At 60.5% G+C, this 18,734-nt stretch carries 20 protein-coding genes; 6 read left to right on the top strand and 14 right to left on the bottom strand.

Going from position 1 to position 18,734, the window contains the following annotated elements:
• Positions 1-145: 145 nt before the first annotated feature.
• The 5 genes from EZJ19_RS07925 (at position 146) to EZJ19_RS07905 (ending at position 3,833) form a co-directional block, all read left to right on the top strand.
• The gene (locus EZJ19_RS07925) at positions 146-784 is read left to right on the top strand and encodes a DUF6082 family protein (protein WP_131446372.1); all 639 of its coding nucleotides are present in this window, start codon (positions 146-148) and stop codon (positions 782-784) included.
• Positions 785-1,477, top strand: coding sequence for a hypothetical protein (locus EZJ19_RS07920; RefSeq protein WP_131446370.1), 693 nt, complete (start codon positions 785-787; stop codon positions 1,475-1,477).
• Positions 1,478-1,709: 232 nt separating this feature from the next.
• The gene (locus EZJ19_RS07915; RefSeq protein WP_131446368.1) at positions 1,710-2,492 is read left to right on the top strand and encodes a hypothetical protein; all 783 of its coding nucleotides are present in this window, start codon (positions 1,710-1,712) and stop codon (positions 2,490-2,492) included.
• 42 nt (positions 2,493-2,534) lie between these two features.
• A complete protein-coding gene (locus EZJ19_RS07910; protein WP_206199367.1) occupies positions 2,535-3,083 on the top strand; it encodes a GNAT family N-acetyltransferase in 549 nt (182 codons plus the stop codon).
• Positions 3,084-3,200: 117 nt separating this feature from the next.
• The gene (locus EZJ19_RS07905; RefSeq protein ID WP_131446366.1) at positions 3,201-3,833 is read left to right on the top strand and encodes a DUF1353 domain-containing protein; all 633 of its coding nucleotides are present in this window, start codon (positions 3,201-3,203) and stop codon (positions 3,831-3,833) included.
• Between the two features lie 224 nt (positions 3,834-4,057).
• Here the strand turns inward: EZJ19_RS07905 and tcmP are convergent, their stop codons facing one another.
• The 11 genes from tcmP to EZJ19_RS07850 form a co-directional block, all read right to left on the bottom strand.
• On the bottom strand, positions 4,058-4,885 hold the full coding sequence (tcmP, locus tag EZJ19_RS07900; RefSeq protein ID WP_131446364.1) for a three-Cys-motif partner protein TcmP: 828 nt from the start codon (positions 4,883-4,885) through the stop codon (positions 4,058-4,060).
• Positions 4,886-4,947: 62 nt separating this feature from the next.
• Complete coding sequence (locus tag EZJ19_RS07895; RefSeq protein ID WP_131446362.1) at positions 4,948-5,514, bottom strand: recombinase family protein; 567 nt, start codon at positions 5,512-5,514, stop codon at positions 4,948-4,950.
• 167 nt (positions 5,515-5,681) lie between these two features.
• Complete coding sequence (locus EZJ19_RS07890; RefSeq protein ID WP_131446360.1) at positions 5,682-5,894, bottom strand: hypothetical protein; 213 nt, start codon at positions 5,892-5,894, stop codon at positions 5,682-5,684.
• Positions 5,895-6,330: 436 nt separating this feature from the next.
• A complete protein-coding gene (locus tag EZJ19_RS07885) occupies positions 6,331-7,041 on the bottom strand; it encodes a thioesterase II family protein (RefSeq protein ID WP_131446358.1) in 711 nt (236 codons plus the stop codon).
• Positions 7,038-7,955: a DMT family transporter gene (locus tag EZJ19_RS07880; protein ID WP_165873514.1), complete on the bottom strand. Its 918-nt coding sequence runs from the start codon at positions 7,953-7,955 to the stop codon at positions 7,038-7,040. The genes EZJ19_RS07885 and EZJ19_RS07880 overlap by 4 nt, the downstream gene beginning before the upstream one ends.
• A 73-nt stretch (positions 7,956-8,028) precedes the next feature.
• Positions 8,029-8,796, bottom strand: a complete 768-nt coding sequence (locus EZJ19_RS07875) for an SDR family NAD(P)-dependent oxidoreductase (protein WP_131446354.1) — start codon at positions 8,794-8,796, stop codon at positions 8,029-8,031.
• Positions 8,797-8,818: 22 nt separating this feature from the next.
• Positions 8,819-9,724: a dihydrodipicolinate synthase family protein gene (locus EZJ19_RS07870; protein WP_131446352.1), complete on the bottom strand. Its 906-nt coding sequence runs from the start codon at positions 9,722-9,724 to the stop codon at positions 8,819-8,821.
• Between the two features lie 20 nt (positions 9,725-9,744).
• On the bottom strand, positions 9,745-10,911 hold the full coding sequence (locus tag EZJ19_RS07865) for an aminotransferase class I/II-fold pyridoxal phosphate-dependent enzyme (protein ID WP_131446350.1): 1,167 nt from the start codon (positions 10,909-10,911) through the stop codon (positions 9,745-9,747).
• Positions 10,908-11,543: an HAD family hydrolase gene (locus EZJ19_RS07860; protein WP_131446348.1), complete on the bottom strand. Its 636-nt coding sequence runs from the start codon at positions 11,541-11,543 to the stop codon at positions 10,908-10,910. The genes EZJ19_RS07865 and EZJ19_RS07860 overlap by 4 nt, the downstream gene beginning before the upstream one ends.
• Complete coding sequence (locus EZJ19_RS07855; RefSeq protein WP_131446346.1) at positions 11,540-11,794, bottom strand: acyl carrier protein; 255 nt, start codon at positions 11,792-11,794, stop codon at positions 11,540-11,542. Before EZJ19_RS07855 ends, EZJ19_RS07860 begins: the two co-directional genes overlap by 4 nt.
• Positions 11,794-13,245, bottom strand: coding sequence for a class I adenylate-forming enzyme family protein (locus tag EZJ19_RS07850; protein WP_131446344.1), 1,452 nt, complete (start codon positions 13,243-13,245; stop codon positions 11,794-11,796). Before EZJ19_RS07850 ends, EZJ19_RS07855 begins: the two co-directional genes overlap by 1 nt.
• A gap of 342 nt (positions 13,246-13,587) precedes the next feature.
• On the opposite strand from EZJ19_RS07850, the gene EZJ19_RS15850 reads away from it, so the two are divergent.
• Positions 13,588-13,764 (top strand): hypothetical protein, encoded by a 177-nt coding sequence (locus EZJ19_RS15850; RefSeq protein WP_165873513.1) that lies wholly within the window; start codon positions 13,588-13,590, stop codon positions 13,762-13,764.
• A gap of 94 nt (positions 13,765-13,858) precedes the next feature.
• Here the strand turns inward: EZJ19_RS15850 and EZJ19_RS07845 are convergent, their stop codons facing one another.
• From EZJ19_RS07845 to EZJ19_RS07835, 3 genes are all read right to left on the bottom strand, one after another.
• On the bottom strand, positions 13,859-16,543 hold the full coding sequence (locus tag EZJ19_RS07845) for an SNF2-related protein (protein ID WP_131446342.1): 2,685 nt from the start codon (positions 16,541-16,543) through the stop codon (positions 13,859-13,861).
• Positions 16,544-16,630: 87 nt separating this feature from the next.
• Entirely contained in the window at positions 16,631-17,140 is a 510-nt protein-coding gene (locus tag EZJ19_RS07840) for a hypothetical protein (protein ID WP_131446340.1), read from the bottom strand.
• 486 nt (positions 17,141-17,626) lie between these two features.
• Positions 17,627-18,727: a DUF6094 domain-containing protein gene (locus EZJ19_RS07835; RefSeq protein WP_131446338.1), complete on the bottom strand. Its 1,101-nt coding sequence runs from the start codon at positions 18,725-18,727 to the stop codon at positions 17,627-17,629.
• Between the last annotated feature and the right edge of the window lie 7 nt (positions 18,728-18,734).

The raw sequence follows: 18,734 nt of genomic DNA, 5'->3' as shown, positions 1-18,734 counted from the left end.
CCGTGCAAAAAAATTCGACCCTCTACGATGCGCTGTAATCGGCGATCTTCCATCTGGGAGGGGTCAAGGCACCCTCCAAAATCGGGGTTAATCACCCCTCAACATGTTTTTCTACAGCCTCGTTAGGCGCCGAAAGGATACCGCCATGGACATGTCTATCATCGCTGCACAAGCAGTAGCTGCACTACTAGGATCAGTTGGTGGCGGTCTCTTAGGCGCGCTCGCCGCTGTGTATTTGGCAAAAGGTGCGAAAGAAGTCGCATCTAAACAAATTGAAACCCTACAGAGTCAGTTAGACACAACAAAAGACCAGCTTGAGACGATGGAAAGGCAGCTCACTGCTGCAATCGAGACGGCCACTCGCGCGTCTCACAATGAACTCTTAAGTCTAGTAATCCGTGAAGATGATCTTTGGGAGGTCTGGAGTTCGCCAGGACAAGATAAAAAGGAGTTCATGCAAAACGTTTTTGTAAACATGCATCTCTCTCATATTGAGACGCTGTTTAAGCTTGACCGCCTAAATGAAGACCAAATCAAAGCCGAACTAAAGGAGCACTTCGCAAATGCAAAATATCAAAACTTCTGGAAAACGGCGCGACAACATCGCCATGACATGTTGACTGGTGATGGTGAGAAGGGGGGGGGTTTCATGAACTATGTGAAGAAGCATATAAAAATGCAACTGGCTCAGCCTAACCTACGCTTCGAGATGGACGCTCCAACAGCCGGCTTTGCCGCCTGTTTTCGCGCCTCTCAAGCTAAACGTTATGTCTCACGGCACTGAGTGAGCCCGTCCACCATGGCAAGAAAACCTATACCGCCCGTCATGCAAGCAGACGTTGTCATCAAGAGCAAGCGGCGATGTCCTCTCTGTGTCTTTCTCGATGGGAACGAATCTGAGCGGCCCGGGCAAATCGCACACCTGAACGGTGATCACAGCGATAATAGATTCGAAAATCTAGTTTGGCTGTGCCTAGTGCACCACGACAAATTTGACTCGACGACAAGTCAAACCAAGAACTACACGCAAGTCGAAGTCAAGACCTATCGCGACATGCTCTATGCAAAGTACTCTGAGTCTGAGTACAGCAAGGAGGACATCAAGCTCGTCCAAAAATACCTACTAAATTATTCTCAGATGTTCGCGTATCTCTTCCACGAATACTCTGAGTTGGCGTTCAAGATTGACCACAACGTGATGGACATACTAGCCGATATTCGCGATTTTTGGCACACCAGCGATCTCCGGTCATTCAATCCGGCCATACGGGAGATACAGGATCACATTGCGAATAATGTGACGGGTATCCTTGGAATCTACGAAATCAACATGTACGATCTTGTCGGAAACTGGATAAAGTTCGACAACCAAAGGTTCTCGCACGACATACTCACCAGGAAACGAGAAGAGGCGCGAGGTTTCGTTGACGCGATAGCTGGTTATTACAAGCAGCTCGAAAGAATCGCAGTGAAATGAGACATAACACCTCAGTCAAGCGGACAAGCTGCCTGCGGCGTCTTGCCGCTTACCTCAAACGTTGACGCTGTGGAAAACCTCCCGCAGAAGGATTTTTGAAACCGTGCAAAAAAATTCGACCCTCTACGATGCGCTGTAATCGGCGATCTTCCATCTGGGAGGGGTCAAGGCACCCTCCAAAATCGGGGTTAATCACCCCTCAACATGTTTTTCTACAGCCTCGTTAGCCACTATGCCTAGCATCCCTGGCTTCTGGGACATTGGTCCCCATGACCCAATACCAGTTGAGCCGACGTGGCAAGAGTTTGTACTTGGCGCGGGTGGAGAGATCGTTTCGCGGCTCATTCCGGAACCGAGAACATTTGAGAATGCTGACTTCATCTTCAAGGAGGTCAGCGTCCTTGCGGAATTGAAGGAGATCGAAACAGAGTTTTCCGGGTCCGAGGCATTCCGCAAAGGGTTTGATGAACTGATGAACCGAGTCCTTGCCGAAGACCCCAATTGGAAACCTGTTCTCTTTGGAGGCACGGGCAACTACCCAGCCTGGTTCAACTTAGAGTTCGTGCGACTTTTTCGCCCACCAATATCGCGCATTCTGAAGAAAGCGAACCGTCAACTCCGCGACACAAAGAAACACTTCGGAATTCGCTCATCTACCGGCGTTCTTGTTCTTGCTAACAACGGTTTCACCGCCATCGGTCCAGAATTGGTTCGCGCACTCGCAGCTCAACTCCTCGTACACTCATACTCGTCCATAGATTGCCTCGTGTACATCACCGTCAATCGCTACGTGGAACTTCAAGGCTCAGATGTGCCCCGCTTAATGTGGGCGCCGACCTATAGTGATCGAGCACCCGGCTCCCTTGTGACGTTCATTGATAATCTTGGCCGTAAGTGGTTCGACTTCTTGGAACGGAAAATTGGCCCGTTTACCATCAGAGACAGTGAACCGGAAAATCTCAATTCACTGCGAGGTTCGAGATCAATTGTGTTGCCAGGAGAACGCCGTGGCTAACCACTCATTCCACCGGACCTGCGCGAAAAGCCGCGCAGGCCAGTGAATTCAGCGTTCGGCGTCTTGATGGTGCCTGCGATGCGAATCGAGTGTGACTTGTGTGCCGTTCGAGATTGGCAGCTTGGCGACGACGCAGCTTTGGTCGCCGCGGCCAACAATCGGAATGTTTGGCGCAACCTTCATCACCGTTTCCCGCATCCATTCACCCAAGCTGACGCAAGGGGTTGGTTCTCTTTGCTTGCCGCAATGCCTGAACCCACCCACTGGGCTATTGAAGTTGGTGGCGTTGCAGTCGGTGGAATCGGCGTCGATCTCGGAGAAGGCATCTATGCAAAATCGGGGCACTTCGGCTACTGGCTCGATGAAGAATATTGGGGGCGGGGAATCATGACAGTCGCTGTCCGCGTTGTCTCAGAATATGCCTTGTCTCACTTTGGGCTCGTGCGTTTGGAGGCCCCCGTCTTCGCCTGGAATCCCGCATCCATGCGGGTTCTCGAAAAGGCTGGCTTCGAGCGTGAAGGCATTCTTCGTAAGAGCGTCCTCAAAGACGGCCAACTGATAGATCAAGTTCTTTATGCGCTCGTCCAATAACACGACGCCGAACCCGGCAGTCAACCGGACTTGCGCGAAAAGCCGCGCAGGCCGGTGAATTCAGACGTTGGGCGTCACTGGTCTGGGCGTGGTGGAAATTCTAGGAGCACACAAGAGATGAAAAAGATTTGGTATGCGATTGCCTTCGCTGTACTTGAAATCGTGCTTTGTGGCTTCAACAAGCAAGCCCCCGAGGCACCCGTGGTTCGCCCCTTTGGCGATAATGCCGAATGGATAACGATCGAAGACATGGAGTATAGGATCGGAACGACGAACGAGAAGATTGTCGTACCGAAGGGATTTGTAACGGACTTCGCGTCAATTCCGAAGCCACTTTGGTCGTTCGGGCTATCGCCACACGGCCAGTACGGCCGAGCCGCCGTTATACATGACTTTCTGTACTGGACCCAAGGCTGCTCAAGAGTCCAATCGGACCGCCTTCTATTGATAGCAATGAAAGAAAGCAAGGTGGGAAGCTTTGACGAGTTGGCGATATTTGCAGGTGTTAGTGCGGGGGGCGAATCGGCGTGGGCAAACAATGCCAAAGAGAGATCTGCCCACCTCCCCAGGATCGTCCCTGAGAAATTTCTCCGTCCGGGGGATCCGAACATGAACTGGAAAGACTATCGGAAAATGCTTGTTGCGAAGGGTGTTCGTGATCCGCAATTTGAAGCGAATCCGAGCTATTGCAAATTTGGCAATTCAACCGACGTGCCCAGCGGTGACTCTGCTGCTAGCAAGGCTCGGTGACGCCCAACCCTGCAGTCGAGCGGACCTGCGCGAAAGGCCGCGCAGGCCGCTCACCTCCACGTTGACGCTGTAGAAAAACCTCCCGATGACGGATTGTTGAGAGCATGCAATAAAATCGACCCTGTACAATGTGCTGTAATCGGCGATCTCCCTCTCGGGAGGGGGCAAGCCACCCCCCTAAATTTCGGTTTGGCGCCCCCTCAGCATGTTTTTCTACAGCCTCGTTAGAACAACTCCTGCTGCCCCTCCGGGTTCGAGGCGATCTTCCAGAACTTGAGCGCCAGTTTGTGCTTGGCGGCGAGGAGCAGCCAGTACAGGTATTGGTTCTGCCGGCCGGTGATCATCTTCACGTCGCCATCGCTCCCTGGGTGAACCCCAAGCCCGGCGATACGCGATCGCCAGTATTCCATCACCAGGCGACGGATTTCTCGTTGGGGCGCCGCCGGCGACACGTGCTCGCGCCAGCCAGGCGCGAAGCGATCCCACTCCGACTCCTCACTGTGCATGTTCGCGCCCAGATTGCGCTGCAGGTCCATGGCGCTCACATGGATCAACATGTCCATTCTCTTGAGACAGGAAAGCGATTCGAGGATACCGAAGTCCAGGGCGCAGAGGTTATAGGGATCGAGAAAGGCAAAATGAAGCCCGTACTTGTTGACCACGTCAGGTATCAGCCGTGCGGCATCGAGTGCCGTGCCTGGCAGTTCCTTGACGGGAGCCTTCAGTCGTCGCAATCGCTCGGCCATGACCCGGCGCCGATCATCGTCGGCATCAGCCAGGTAGATCGTAGAAAACGGCGTTCCACTCTCGACGCTGATCTTCCACGCCGCGACGGCGCTTCCGTCGATGTACTCACCGCTCTCCCGGACTCGCGCCTGGCCGACGCTGCAGAAGAGGTCGATGTAAGTGGCGCCCCCTAGTCCGTCCAGGAACCTCCTTCGCGCTGCACTGGAGATGTCCAGGTAGCGCTTCAGGTATTCGTGCTTTTGCTTGGCATGGACGCCTACTTCTTCCGCAGGCAGGCCGTCGTTACCGTCGACCAACTTCCCCATGATGATGGATCCCTTCGCATATTCTTACGTGTCCTCCTGGATTCTACTTTTAGTCATTCTATTCAGGAGTCGCCCGAGCCCGCGGCCTGCAAGGCCGCATAGAGGGCCGTCTTGCCGATCTTGAGCCGCGCTGCGGCCTCGCGGACGTTCAGTCCGTTGGCGATGTGCTCCTGCGCACGCTGCAACTTGTCGGCGCTGACGACCGGCTTGCGCCCGCCTTTTCGTCCACGTGCGGCGGCGGCGGCCAATCCGGCCTTGGTGCGCTCGCGGATCAAGTCGCACTCGAACTGGCCCAACGCGCCAAACACATGGAAGACGAGGCGCCCGCCCGGTGTGGTGGTGTCGATACTTTCGGTCAGTGACCTGAAGCCGACGCCACGCGCTTCCAGATCGCCTATGGTCTCGATCAGGTGTGGCAGAGAACGTCCGAGCCGATCCAGCCTCCAGACGACCAGTACATCACCGTCTCGAAGATAGGCCAGCGTGGCGGCCAGGCCTGGGCGATCCGCCTTGGCACCGGACACCGTGTCCTCGAAAACCCGCTCGCACCCTGCCTTGCGCAGTGCGTCCGTCTGCAAAGCGGTGTCCTGCTCCGCCGTCGACACCCGCGCATACCCGATCAGTGCCATTGCCGCCCCTTTTGTCCGTCATGCCGTCCGCTTATCTTGATGTCCGACAACCCGTCGAACAAGCTGATTGCCGGACAATATCCGGCATGACCGACTAACGATCGTTTGACGGGCATAAAAAAAAGCCCGGGCTCCAAGAGGAGAACCGGGCTTTTCATTGAACACACTCAAAATGTAGCCTCGATGTCGATCCACTTCCTCGGATGCGCCGGGTCCACGATCAACTTGGGCAGGAATTCATCCATTCGGTCATCCAATGAGCCGACCGCACCTTCAAGAAAGGCATAGCCGCCCGGGTAGCCTTTTACCCATTCGTACCTGACCAGGGAGTCCGGCAATTCCTTAAGACCCGCGAGGGTCTTAAGGGCTGTGGCCCACATCTCATCCGGATAGGTGTAGCCATTTCCGGATCCGCGACCGATGAAGTGAGGGTGTGTCGGACAACTGCCCGGTGGCCCATCACTGGATCCACCGCTTCGTGGCCAAGTTCTGCTTACATAGATGGGGTCAGCTCACGAAACGGAATAAATCGTATGCTAAGCTCCACGTTATAAGTACCCCGCATAAGGAGCGACCAGTTTCGCCAAAATACTACTCACAGGCAAAATATCCAGTCCATGCCAAGGCGGGCCCAAGAGGAGAACGGGGCTTTTCATTGGGCTTAAAATATTAGGTATCCGGATTTGGCTGTGGTCCGCCACATTACTCCAGACCAAGGCGGGTCTTGGTCGCAGCCACCGCAAAAGTGCCCCCGATTCGGCGAACTGCGGCGGCCGGGGTTTCACCGCGCCAATGAAATGCTGGCGGCGCGTCGGCTTAGCGCGCGAACCAAGTCGGTGTCGACACGAGGTCGGCTAGGGCTGGCAGGGCGGAGTCCGTGTAGAAATGTCCGCCATCGAAGGATCGCAACTCACAGCGGCCCGAGACGAAGCGTGACCAATCCTGGAGGCCCGTCTGCGTTACGGACGGGTCGTTTCTTCCGTAAAGGACGACTGCGTCGCATAACGGCATCGGCAGTGTCATCGACGCCGGCCCATGCCCATTCAGGAGCGCGAGGTCAGCACGCAATGCTGCTAGGTGCGGCTTCAGGAAGCGCGGCTGTGCCAGCAATGACGGCGCGAGCGAGCCAAGTTCGCACAGCGCACGGCACAAGGCAGCATCATCGGCGTGGGCGTCAACTTGCACGCGCGCGAAGGCGGGCGAGTCTCGAGAAGACAGGAACAACCGGCGGGGCTTGGCGCCGCCGGTCGCCTCAAGGTATCGCGCGACCTCCCAAGCGACGGTTGCACCCATACTGTGGCCTAGCAGCGCGAACGAAACGCCAGGCGCAAGGCGCCCGATGATACCTGCCGCCATCCCCACCACGAGTTCCTCAAGGCTGCGGGCGGGTGCCTCGCCCGCGCGGGCGCCTCGTCCGGGGTAGTCCTGGGGAACAATGTCCAGACCTTCTCCGAAGACTGCCTGCCAGCGCGCAAAAAACGACGCGTTTCCTCCGGCGTGGGGAAGGCAAAACACAGCAGGTTTCAACGTGAAGCTCCAGCCGCGCCATTCGAAAGCGTGCCGTTCCCTGACCGGGGAAGGCCTTGAGCGGCCACGATGCTCGCGGCAATGATCGCCAGCGCTGGCAGGACGCGCGCGTCAAACGGCTCGTGCAGAGCGATCGAAGACAGCAGCACGCCGAAGACCGGTACGAGGAATAGGAATATCGCGACGCTACCCGGCCGGTTGAATGTCATCAGCGAGTTCCACAAAAGAAAGCTTCCCGCTGATACGAACGATAAGTAGACGAGAACGCCGAAAAAAGCTGGTGACAACTCGGGCCATCGATGCCCGCAACCCACCAAGCCGACGGTGCCGAGGATCATCCCTCCCACAGTCATTTGGAAGCCGGTCAACCGCAAGGGTGACCACCCGTTCTCTCTCGACTCGCGGTTCATGACATTGCCAAATGCGGCGAAGAACATCGCGGCCAGCATGGCCGCTTCGCCGACGCCGAAGGCGGCGCCGGCGTAGCCACCTGCATGCTGGACCTGGTAGAACGCGATCGCACCGAAGCCCACTAGTGCGGCCAGTAGTTTTCGGGACGTGAGGCGATCGTCGGCGTAGCGGAAGTGCGCGATGGCCAGCTGGAAGAATGTCAGCGTGCCAGCGATGATCGAGGCCGACACTCCCGAGCTGAAGGCGATCCCTACGTAGAAAAACAAGTATTGCAGAACAGTCTGAACGCTGGCGACCCGCAGGCCGAACCATGCCTGCCTGCGCGTGCGCGGCAGCGGGCTGGAGTTGAGGGCTGCGCCGAGCATGCACAAAATCAACCCGGCAGCCGTGAAACGGACGCCAGCGTAAAGCAGTTGCAAAAACAGGTCGTCGGGACCGATATTTCCCAATCGGTAGCCAATCTTGACAGCCGGGAACGCGCTCCCCCACAGCAAGGTTGCCATGATGGCAGCAGTCGCACGCCCGGCCGGGCGTGCAAGCCACGCGGCCATCCGGGCTGAGACAGGGGGGGGCGTGTCAACGGGCAACATAGCCTCCGTCCACAAGCAGGTCCGTCCCTGTGATGAAGGAGGCATCGTCCGACGCAAGGAACGCGACGGCCGCAGCAACTTCATCGGGCCGCCCTTGCCTCCCGAGAATGTGCTGGGCGGCCAGCCGGCGTCGGATAACCACCGGATCAACGCCCTGCGCCTGTACGTAACGCTCCCCTGACGGGGACTCGATGTAGCCTGGGCAGACGCTGTTGACGCGAATGCGATGGACGGCCAAGTCTATCGCCCAGCATTTTGTGAGGCCGCGCACCGCGAATTTTGATGCGTTGTAGACAGCGAAGCCCGCCTGGCCGACGAAGCCGCTGATCGACGACAGGTTGATGATCGACGCGCCGCCGTCGGCGGCGCTGAGCAAGGGTACGCATGCCCGCGTGACGAGCGAGGTCCCGACTACGTTTACATCGAGCAGCGGCTGCCATTGCGCAACTCCGGCCTCGACGCCAGCCCTCTCGAAGACGGCTGCGTTATTGACAAGGATGTGCACGCGCGGCGCGGCGGCGCCGATCCGGGCGAAAGCCTCGCCGACCTGTGCCTCGCTGGCGATGTCGACGACCATCGGCATGAGCATGACCTCGACCTCGCCGGCCAGTTCCTGCGCGGCCTCGTGCACGCGACCGTCGCGATCCAGCATCCAGACCGCGCACCCTTCTTCCGCCAAGCGCCTCGCGATCGCAAGCCCGATACCGGCGGCGGCACCGGTGACGATTGCGGTCCGTCCTCGAAGTCCTCGCATATTGTCTCCTCCGGTGGGGCGGTCAGCGTACCGACGACGGCAGCAGGCCCTGGTGCCGCAGCATGCCCTTCAATTGGACGATGCGAGACTCCGAGAGCCGGTGCAATGGAGGTCGCACCGCGTCGCTATCGATGATCCCGGTCATCTTGAGCGCCACCTTGAAGCACTGCACGAACTCGTTTCGCACAGCTCCAGTGACGAGCGCTTGTGGCGCGATGCAGCGATCGTGAAGGGCTTGTGCCTCCTCCAAGAGGCCTTGTTGGACAAGGTCGAAGATGCGCCCCAGCTCGGCGCAACGAAGGTTACCAGCTGCCGTCGTCAGGCCGTCGGCGCCTTCGATGAGTTCCGGCATGATCAGCAGATCCTCTCCGGCGAAGACCGATATGGCGCCCTGGAAGCGCTGGCGGATCTCCGCCACCTTTGACACCTTGGGCGTGGTCAGTTTGACATAGCGCATGTGGGTGCTGCGTGCTTGCACGGCGGCCACCACGTCGATGGGGATCTCAATGCCACCGCCGCCGTCGTACACCATCAGATCGATACCGGCCTGGGCGATGCGCGAGAAGTGTTCGACCATGCCTTCCGAGCTGGGCGAGATATAGTACGGTGGGGGCGCCAACACTGCGGCGGCGCCACGCTCCTTGGCATATGCCGCCAGCCCCGCAGACTGCACCGGATCGGTGTTCGCAACGCCGACGATCAGGGGGGTGCGTCCGCGAGTGCGCTCAGCAACGACGTCGACAACCCGACGCTTCTCATCGTCGGACAGGCTGAAGAATTCGCCCGTGGTGCCGAGCGCGATTATGCCGGCGGCGCCCTGCTCGACGAGATGGTCGACGAGTCGGACGAGGCTGGGCTCGTCCAAGCTGAGATCGGGCTTGAACGGAGTGACGATGAGGACCTGGTTGCCCTGGATGGGATTGCTCATAGCGATAGATTCCGATGAAATCAAAGGGCGGCGCACAAGCGCCGGACAGCTTCGTCCAGGCGGTCCTCCGGGACCCCCAGCGAGAAGCGGACATGGGAGCCGTATTCGCTCCCGTAAGCGGTACCGGGATTGCAAGCGATCCCGTACCGTCTAATCAAGTCGCCCAGGTGGGCTTGCGCCGATTGGCCACCGGGGGTGCGAGCCCAGACGAACATCCCGGCTCTGCTCGGGAAAACCTCGTAGCCAGCGCGCTGAAGGCCGCCGGAGAGAAGCCGCCGCCGCGCCGAGTATGTGAGGCGCTGGGCAGCCAGGAAGGCTTCCAGCGGTTGCCCAAGCATCCGCGCGGCCGCGAGTTGCAGCACCGTGGCCGGCCCGGCGTCGACATGGCGCTTGAGCGCCAGCACGCGCGCGATCGCGTCGTGCTGACCTAGCATCACCCCAAGACGCCAACCGCAAAGGTTGTAGGTCTTCGACAGCGAGTGCAACTCCACAGCGACGTCGAGCGCACCCTCAATTTCGAGGAGGCTGCGCGGTGCTGGCCCGTCGTCGTATATCTCTGAATAGACGAAATCGTTGCACAGCAAGAAGCCATGCCGGCGCGCGGCGTCTATCCAGCGCTCGAAACAACCCGGCGTGGCCAAGGCGCCCGTCGGGTTGTTCGGGAAGTTCAGGAACACGAGGCGGGTACGCGACAGCACATCGTCCGGAACTTGCGAGGGCTCTGCCCCGAACCCCATCTCGGCGCGGCCCGCGAGCGAATGAACCCGAGCCCCGCACCGCTCCGCCGCAGATCGATAAGGGCCGTAGGCCGGTTCGCAAATGACGACGCTGTCACCCCGCACGAGCAGGGCGGCGCAGAGCAGGTGCGCAGCTTCCTTCGCGCCCAGCATCGCCAGAACCTGCGTCTCCACGTCCAGTGACACGCTTGATCGCCTGCGATACCAGGCGGCGAATGCTTCGCGGAATTCCGGCATGCCGCGCGACTCCATGGGCGCGTAGCGGTGCGCCCCTGGCGCGTGCACCGCAGCATTCAGTGCGTCGAGGGCCTCCTCGGGCGGCGGAAGGTCGGGATTACCGATCGAGAGGTCGACGACATCGAACCCACACGCCCGCGCGTCCTCGACGACCTGGGCCATGCGTGCTGTGATGTAGGTTACATCCGTCGCCGGCAGCTCCGCCTGACTCATGCGGCGGCCTTAAGAAGAAGGCTGCGCAGTTCTGCGGGCGACGACACCAGCACATCCGGCTTGACATCCTCAAGTTCCCGTCGCGAACCGATGCCCCAGGTCACCGCACAAGAGGACACTCCGGCCGAGCGGGCGGCCACGATGTCGTTGGGAGAGTCGCCGATCATCCACGCTTGTTCAGCCTGGACACCAAGCATGTCGAGCGCCCGCAACAGTGGCTGAGGATGAGGCTTGGGGTTTTCAATCTCGTCGCCACCAACGATCGCGTCGAAGCCCGGAAGGCCAAGCACCTCGATCAGTTCGTCGACGCGCCGACGGTCCTTTCCGGTCACCAGACCCGTTGCCACGCCTTCGCTCCGCAACTCGCGTAGCAACTCCGATATACCGGGAAACACCTCAATAAGGTTCGATAGCCGCGTGCTGTAGTCCCTGAACACCGGGTACATCTGCGTAGGTAGCGACATCTTGCTCATGATCCTGTCGAACGAGTCGCCCATGTGGCTCAGATATTCGCGCACAGGAGGCTCGCCCCGCCCGACGATGTCGCGAAAACTGAGCGTGAAGGCGGCCTTAATAACAGGCTCGGAGTTGATGATGACTCCGTCGAAATCGAACAGCACGCAGGACTTCATGATGTCGCCTCCGAAGGATTCGCGCGCCGTGCGAGGTAGCGCGCCAAATCCGCGACGGTCGGGTACATCGAGAGCATAAGGTCCTCGTCGTCGAAACTGACACCTGTACGCTGCTCCAACGCTACGACCAACTGCACGAACGATAGGGAATCGACACCCAGGTCACGCACGAGTTCGTCCAGGAGTGACACACGATCACGATGGCAGATCGTTGCGAGCACACTTGCGACCTCTTCTTCAATCGTCTTCATCACACGGCCTCACTTGCGACAATGTTCGTTAGCATCTGGCGCAGTTGTGACTTAATGACCTTACCAAGCAGATTGCGGGGCAAGTTATCCATCACCACGATCCGAGTTGGCCATTGCACCTGGGGCAGGCGCTCCTTCACGAAGCGTTCCAGGTCCGCAGCCGGTTGACAGACTTGCACGAACGACACGATGTCCTGGCTCTGGCGCTCGTTATCGATGCCGAGAGTCGCAGATTCGACCACGGCCGGATGGGATTCAATGATCTCGTCGATCTCGACCGGATCGAACTTGATGCCGGCTTTGTTGATCATGTCGTTCCGACGTCCGTGCAGATAGAGGTAGCCGTCGGCGTCCACGGTGCCGATGTCTCCGATGAGGTACCAGCCGTCCTCGAACGCCAAGCCCGTCCGCGCCGGATCCTGGAAGTAACCGTCGAAGACGTAGGCCCCTGCGACGCCGATTTGCCCATCCGGCAGGATGCGCACGCGGCATTTCGCAGGGATGCGCCCCACCGAACCCTCTCGGTATGGTATCTGGCGCGTGTAATAGGCGACCAGAAGCGCCTCCGTGGAGCCATAGTTCTGCAGAACGATAGTGTCGAATAGGCGCTCGAACTGGCCCTGCAACTCCGGGGCCAGGCGCGACGAACCGCAGATCACGTAGTTCAAGGCCTGTCCCCCGCCGGACGGCCGACGCCCTCGTATCGCGATCAACGCGGACAACATCGCCGGGACCGCGATCAGCACGTTGCGGTGGTCGGGTTCGAGGAGTTGGTCAAATGTCGCAGCCACATGGGCGTCGAACAAGGGCGCAATGGTCACACTCGCGCCGAACAGCAGTGGCTGCAGCGTGCTGTAGGTCCAGCCGTCAATGTGCCACATTGGCATGGAGACGATGAAGCGCGTCGTTGGCCCGACGTCCAGGTCGTGTCCGTAGTCCATGATGTTCTCGATGAAGTGGCCCCACCGTAAGGCGGCGCCCTTAGGGCGTCCCGTTGTCCCACTTGTATAGAGCAGGGCGATCGGCTCGTCGGCGGCAAAAGGCACTTCGGGCAGGTGAGCCACCGCAGCCGAAGCCAGCGCGTCTAGATCAACGGGCATGGTGGGAACATCCACCAAATATGGTCTGGCGTCGTCCGCGATCAGGGCCAGCCGTGGCTGGGCATCTACGATGACGTCATGGATTCGGTTTGCCTCCTCGTCGGGGCCGAGCGGCACCGCGACAGCGTGCAGGCGCAGCACTGCGAAGTAGGAGACCACGAACTCAAGGCTGTTCCCCGACACGAGCAACACACGATCACCGGGACGGATGCCGCACGCAATCAATCGCTCAGCAAGCGCTGCAGACGCATGGGCGAGTTCGGAATAGGTGAGGCGCCGGCGTCGGCGTGGCTCTACGGCAAAGTGCCGTTCGGCGAAGCGTTCAAACAGCGGCGACAGAGTATGCAACATGGCACTTACCTCCAATTGATGAAGACGATCTCAGCCAGGAGACTGTGTTCTTCTTTTTTCAAGGAGGTCGCGCCATGGCACAACAAGCAAATTATGCGCGCACGTAACCGCGTTAGCATAACCCGCACCTGAATCGGAGCTCCCCCCAATTCCTTTCGGCGCCAGATGATTTTTGATCCCTGCGGCAGGTCTTGTATTTGTACCTGCTCGTAACCTCACCTTTATATATTTTCTGCTTCTTACCACAGAATATTTTCTGCTACTTACCACAAATAAGTTGTGCTACGCAAGGTTTTTTTGACTAACTCAAAAAACAAATGTGGCAGCCCCCGCCGAGGTTTCATGATCCGGGAATTCGAGCTTGCGCACCCGCAAAACTGCTCAAATCCCACCCGTTTTGGCCTGTTTCCGCGTTTTTTGCACCTGGAGGGCTGCCTGGGCTGGTTCCGTACCCTGGACCTGTCGGACGAGAAGGCGCTCCAGCCCAATTCGTTCCTGGCTTCGGCGACCGCTGCATGATGCCGTCAATAGCATTTCAGACTTGCGCCTAGCATTAAGTTTTCCTGAAACTGGCCCAGCCACCCCCGGTTTGGGGTACGGCCGGGGTGTTTCGTCAACCGACCAACTGCCTGGCCAGTGCCACTTCGATGGAATCCCCCGACTGGTTCAACACATCCAGCCCCGACTCCGGCGTGTCGCCCGAAGTCGATTGAGCCACGGCGATTTTCTTCGCCATCAGCTCGAGGCAGGTCATCTGCGCCGTGCCCTGGTAGCCCAGGAAAACCACGTCCACCGGCTGCTTTTGACCGATCCGCCAAGAACGGCGGGCGGCCTGTTGCAGCGTGTAGACGTTGTACCCGGACTGCAGGAACACGATGGTCGGAAACTCCAGCAGGTCGAGACCGGTTTTCACCAGCTCGGGGTTGGTCACCAGCACGTCGATGCCGCGGTCGACCTGGTCAGCGACCCAGTCTTCCCGCTTCTCGGCGGCCACGCTTGCACTCAGGGTTGCCACCTTGAGGCCCTCGGCCGCCAGCAGCGCCTTGAGCCTTGCGGTGGTGTCACGGGTGCCCGTGTAGACCGTGTAGACCAGGACTCGGCGGCCCTTGACCTTCTCGGCTCTCACGCGCTCGATGAGCATGCGCTCCTTCGGCATCGGCTCCGAACCTTCGAACAGCGCCGGCACGTGGGCCAGGACGCGGCTGCGATGATGCGGGTGGACGACGTGTTCCGCACGGAACGCGCAATCCGGCCAGGCCAGCAGTGCGTTGAGCACCACGCCCAGGAGACTGTGATCCCCCGCGCGCAGCGCCTGCTTCAAGGCATCTTTCAAGGCCCCCTCCAGCTTGCGATACCACTCCAGCTGCACCGGCGCCATCGCCACCCCCTCGAAATGCTCCTCGTAGGGGGGCAGGACATTGCCGCCGATCTGCTTGAGCTTCAGGAACGCGGTGATCGGCACCACATACCGCATGATGCCGTTCGGGCCGAAGCCCGGTCCCTTGGCTGCCCGATGCACGGTCTGTCGGCCGCGCGCCGTGCGGTGCGATTTGGCTTCGTCATCGCGGGTCTTGTAGATGTCCTTGATGACGCCATGGGCTCTCAGGAAGCCCATGGAAGCCGGCCCGAGCGAGCCGCGCCGCGAGTAGCCGAAACCATCCTCCATCATCGCCTTGGGTTGCAACCGCCAAAGCAGGTAGAAGAGATCGTCGGCATAACCGCCCATCAGCGTCCCAGTCAGGAGCAGCGTCTTGCTGCATTTCCTGGCCAGTACGCCGAAGGCCTGGCCCTGGGCGGAGCCCTCGTTCTTGAACTCGTGACCTTCGTCGACGATGAGCAAGCCGAAGTAGCCCTGGGGCAGATAGCGCTTGATGAACTCGGTCGGTTGGTAGCCGCCTTGCCCAAAGCTGAACTCGGAGTTAGCCATGGCCCGCTCCATCCGGGTCGCCTGGCGATCGGAGAAGAACAGGTCGCCGTCCTCGTCCATCAGGTTGATGAACTCGTAGACGTTGTCCTCCAGCATGTCGCCCAGCATCGTGGCCCCGAATGTTGCCAGGAGCCGCTGCGCCGTCTTGGCACCGATCGTCGGCAGCTGCTGCATCGCCGAAAGCACCATTTCGTCCCGCGACTTCGCCGAGGCCTGCGGACGGGTCAACGTCCACAAGGCGCCCTGGCACTGCGGGCAGAATCGGCGTTCCTTGGCCAGTAGGTACTCGGCCAGGTCAGGGTTCAGGGGCCTGTCGTCCCCATCGGTGATCCAGGTATGGCAGTGCGGGCAGACCGCGACCTTCGACCCTTGCGGGAACGTCGAGTCGCCATTCTCCTCGCGCACCAGGACGCGCTTGAGATTGAACGCTGGTTTCCAATGGTAGCCCATGCGCATCCGCACCCGGCCCATCACGAAGAACTCGGGATGGAGCGGGGCCTCGCGCATCTCGCGCAGCTGCAGGAGCTTCCTGAGCGTGTCCGGACCGTTGAGGATCCAGACCCGCGCATTCGGCACCGTCTGCTTGATCTCCCGCCGCCACTTGTAGACCAGGTGGGGAGGGCAGATGACCAGGCTGCGTCGATAGCCTTCGGCGTGGGCGACCGCGGCGACCGCGATGGCCATCATGGTCTTGCCCGTGCCCATCTCGGCATTGATGATACCGGCCGGCTCGTCCTCGTCGAACAGCAGGGCCGAGACGGCCTGGACCACCTCGCGCTGGGCAGGGAAGGGCGCCCGGGTCAGGGTGTCCATCACCGCCTCCCGCCGCACATCCGGCAGGCCCGAGTACACGGGTGGGTTCTGCCGGCGCACGGCATCGAGCAGGCCCGTGCCGAAGCATGAGACGAACTCCGACAGCGACATCACGGACGGTCCGGCGATCGGCGTCATCTCGGCATCCTCGGCGGGCCGAAGATCCTGGCTGGGACTCGCGTAGTAAGCGGCCACGGCCTGGTCCTTCGTGGTGGGCCGGAAATGCTGGTCCACCTCGATCCTGGGCGCGCTGCCCGGCAAGCCGGTGATGCCGGCCTGCAACTCGGCCAGCTCGGCGATGGAGACGGATCCCCATTCGTCGTACTGCAGTCCGGTCACGAAGCCGAAGCCGATGCGATCCCCTGCATCGTATTCGGTCAGCCACCAGGTGGCCGAGCCGAAGGCGTCGAAGAGCTTGCAGATGACCCACTGTTCCGGGGCATCGGCCGGTTTCGGATGCGAGGCGATGAACGCCAGGATGTCCGCGTGGAGCTTGTTATGGTCGCCCACCGGCTGGGTGGACGTGGTGACATGAAGAATTTGACGTTCGACTTGCATGGTGGTCTCCAGAGAAGAGATGACGGGGACACCATGCCCCTCGCGGGGAATGGATACCCCGCGAGGGTGGTTGAGGAAGTGAACAGGTCAGGCCGCGAGCGGCATTTCCTGCGGGGTGGTGCCGCCAGTGTCGACCTGGCGCGTGAGCACCCGGGTTTTCACCAGCTCAGAAATGGCCTGTGAGAAGGATTCCCCAAGGTCGATCAGCGAGGCCCGCACGGGCCCCAGGGTTGGCCAAGTGACCTTGGCATGATGGTTGAGATCCTGGACGACGGCGCCGCCCAGGCGGGCCAGCACCGTATCGCGCCAGGCGTCGACCAGGGGCACCGGCGAGATCCGCTGGATCATCGCCCATACCGCCTCGGTGTGGGCCGTTTCCTCGTCGCCGAGGGTCATCACCCAGGCACGACCGTTCGCCGTGTCCGGTTCGACCACGGCCGGGTCGTAGATGAAGGCATGCGTCACCGGCCCGAACAGCGACCGGCGCGGCAGCTTGCCGGCCAGCTTGGTCAACCGCGAGGCATCGCCGATGAAGGCGAGGCCACGCGGGTCTTCCGCCGGCGGCGTACCGGGACGCAACTCCACGACCCCCACCACGCCGTCACCAGGACGGGGCGGGGCCTCGACCTGGTGCAGGGTGATGCGGTCGACGCCCCCGATGACAAGGGCAGGGAGAAAGCCGCCAGCAACTGCTGGATGGCGGTATCCCGGCCGTACAGCGAGGCGAACATCAATTGCCCCGCTTCGTTTCTGACCAGCGCATCCAGGAACACGTCCGAGAACTCCCTGATGCGCCAAAGCGATGGTGTAGCCATGCAGACCTCCAACAAGAATTGCGAGGCCCGCCCCTGACGGGGAAGACGCCCCGCGAGGGTTGATGATTGATCCCGGCGCCAGGCGCCCGATCTGGTTGCAGGGATGACCGGATCTCGATGCTTACGGCATCAGCGGGTCGAAAGCCTTCGACCAGGTAGTGCTCGCCAAAGCCAAGGGCCTTGTTGGAGGGCCCGTCAAACAGGCACTCCAAAAAGGCCCCTCACGAGGAGGGGCAAGCGGAGGAGACTTCAAATATCACTGCACTGCCTACCGAATGGTCAGCACCTCGCCGAAGGCCGGGCTGCCATCGGTGAAGTCGATGGCTCGGATCACCGGCACGAACCGATCGGTCAGGACACGGGTTTCCGACACGTTGCCCTTGGCATCGGTTTCATGCTGGACCGATACCTCCTTCTCCTTGTGGGTTGCCCCCTTGATCAGGTAGGTACGGCCGTCCTGGGAGGCCACGAAACCGCCGATCTGGCCAGCGGCCAGCCCCAGGGCTAGGTGCCAGTCCGAGAGCATCCGCAAGGGGCGCCGGTGGGCCTGGGCCTGGGCACTGAAGGTCCGCGGGAACGCGGGCCACAGCGTACTGGCATGATGCCTTACGATCTCCGAAGCCAACTCGGGGCCGTTCAGGCGCAGGGCCTGGAATACCAGGTCATCGCCGGCGACGGCCTCGGGCACCAGGAGGGGAGCATGCGGCCAGGCCTCCGGCAACTCGGGCGGCAGGGTGTCCTTCACCGCCATCAAGGCCTCGACCTGCCCCCTGGAGGGCGCGGCCGGCCGGCGCTTGATGCCGAACACCACCATCTGCTTGAATTGCCGCTCTGGCGCTGACCAGGCCGTGAGGTTGGAGAAATGCCGGCACAGGTAGTTGGCCATCTCCTCGCTCATGACATAGTGCGGGACGATGAAGACCAGCACACCGCCCACCTGGAGCCATCCCGCCGTCTTGCGCAGGAAGATCAGTTCCAGCCGTTCGCTATGCTTGCCATCCCCAGTCTGCCCGGTGTCGGCCACGGTATGGCCGTAGGGCGGATTGAGGAACAGCAGGCTGGCCATCCTGGACGACACCCAGGCGTCGTTCATGTCGGCGTGAAGCACGGTGTCGAGCAGCTGCTTCGCATGCCAGGCACGCTCCACATCGAACTCGATGCCCAGGGCTTCCACGGCGGCGCCGGCCTCGGTCAGGGCATGCTTGACCTCGGCCAGGGCGACGCCCTCGCCACAGCACGGATCCGCGATCCGCACCCGGGCGCCGGCGATGTCCAGGGCGTTGATGATGCGGCCGAGGGTGACCTCGTCCGTTGGGAAGTAGCCGTTCTTGATGAAGTTGCGGGCCAGCCGCGAGAACATGAGTCCCATGGCCAAC

The sequence above is a fragment of the Parasulfuritortus cantonensis genome, assembly GCF_004337445.1.
GTDB lineage: Bacteria > Pseudomonadota > Gammaproteobacteria > Burkholderiales > Thiobacillaceae > Parasulfuritortus > Parasulfuritortus cantonensis.
This window is presented reverse-complemented; position numbering and strand designations above follow the sequence as displayed.

Bases quoted from the DNA above. Each gene is read 5' to 3' on its own strand.
- EZJ19_RS07925 (WP_131446372.1), top strand. From the start codon at position 146: ATGGACATGTCTATCATCGCTGCACAAGCAGTAGCTGCACTACTAGGA.
- EZJ19_RS07915 (WP_131446368.1), top strand. From the start codon at position 1,710: ATGCCTAGCATCCCTGGCTTCTGGGACATTGGTCCCCATGACCCAATA.
- EZJ19_RS07905 (WP_131446366.1), top strand. From the start codon at position 3,201: ATGAAAAAGATTTGGTATGCGATTGCCTTCGCTGTACTTGAAATCGTG.
- tcmP (WP_131446364.1), bottom strand. From the start codon at position 4,885: ATGGGGAAGTTGGTCGACGGTAACGACGGCCTGCCTGCGGAAGAAGTA.
- EZJ19_RS07895 (WP_131446362.1), bottom strand. From the start codon at position 5,514: ATGGCACTGATCGGGTATGCGCGGGTGTCGACGGCGGAGCAGGACACC.
- EZJ19_RS07890 (WP_131446360.1), bottom strand. From the start codon at position 5,894: ATGTGGGCCACAGCCCTTAAGACCCTCGCGGGTCTTAAGGAATTGCCG.
- EZJ19_RS07880 (WP_165873514.1), bottom strand. From the start codon at position 7,955: ATGGCAACCTTGCTGTGGGGGAGCGCGTTCCCGGCTGTCAAGATTGGC.
- EZJ19_RS07875 (WP_131446354.1), bottom strand. From the start codon at position 8,796: ATGCGAGGACTTCGAGGACGGACCGCAATCGTCACCGGTGCCGCCGCC.
- EZJ19_RS07870 (WP_131446352.1), bottom strand. From the start codon at position 9,724: ATGAGCAATCCCATCCAGGGCAACCAGGTCCTCATCGTCACTCCGTTC.
- EZJ19_RS07865 (WP_131446350.1), bottom strand. From the start codon at position 10,911: ATGAGTCAGGCGGAGCTGCCGGCGACGGATGTAACCTACATCACAGCA.
- EZJ19_RS07860 (WP_131446348.1), bottom strand. From the start codon at position 11,543: ATGAAGTCCTGCGTGCTGTTCGATTTCGACGGAGTCATCATCAACTCC.
- EZJ19_RS07855 (WP_131446346.1), bottom strand. From the start codon at position 11,794: ATGAAGACGATTGAAGAAGAGGTCGCAAGTGTGCTCGCAACGATCTGC.
- EZJ19_RS07850 (WP_131446344.1), bottom strand. From the start codon at position 13,245: ATGTTGCATACTCTGTCGCCGCTGTTTGAACGCTTCGCCGAACGGCAC.
- EZJ19_RS15850 (WP_165873513.1), top strand. From the start codon at position 13,588: ATGATCCGGGAATTCGAGCTTGCGCACCCGCAAAACTGCTCAAATCCC.
- EZJ19_RS07845 (WP_131446342.1), bottom strand. From the start codon at position 16,543: ATGCAAGTCGAACGTCAAATTCTTCATGTCACCACGTCCACCCAGCCG.
- EZJ19_RS07835 (WP_131446338.1), bottom strand. From the start codon at position 18,727: ATGGGACTCATGTTCTCGCGGCTGGCCCGCAACTTCATCAAGAACGGC.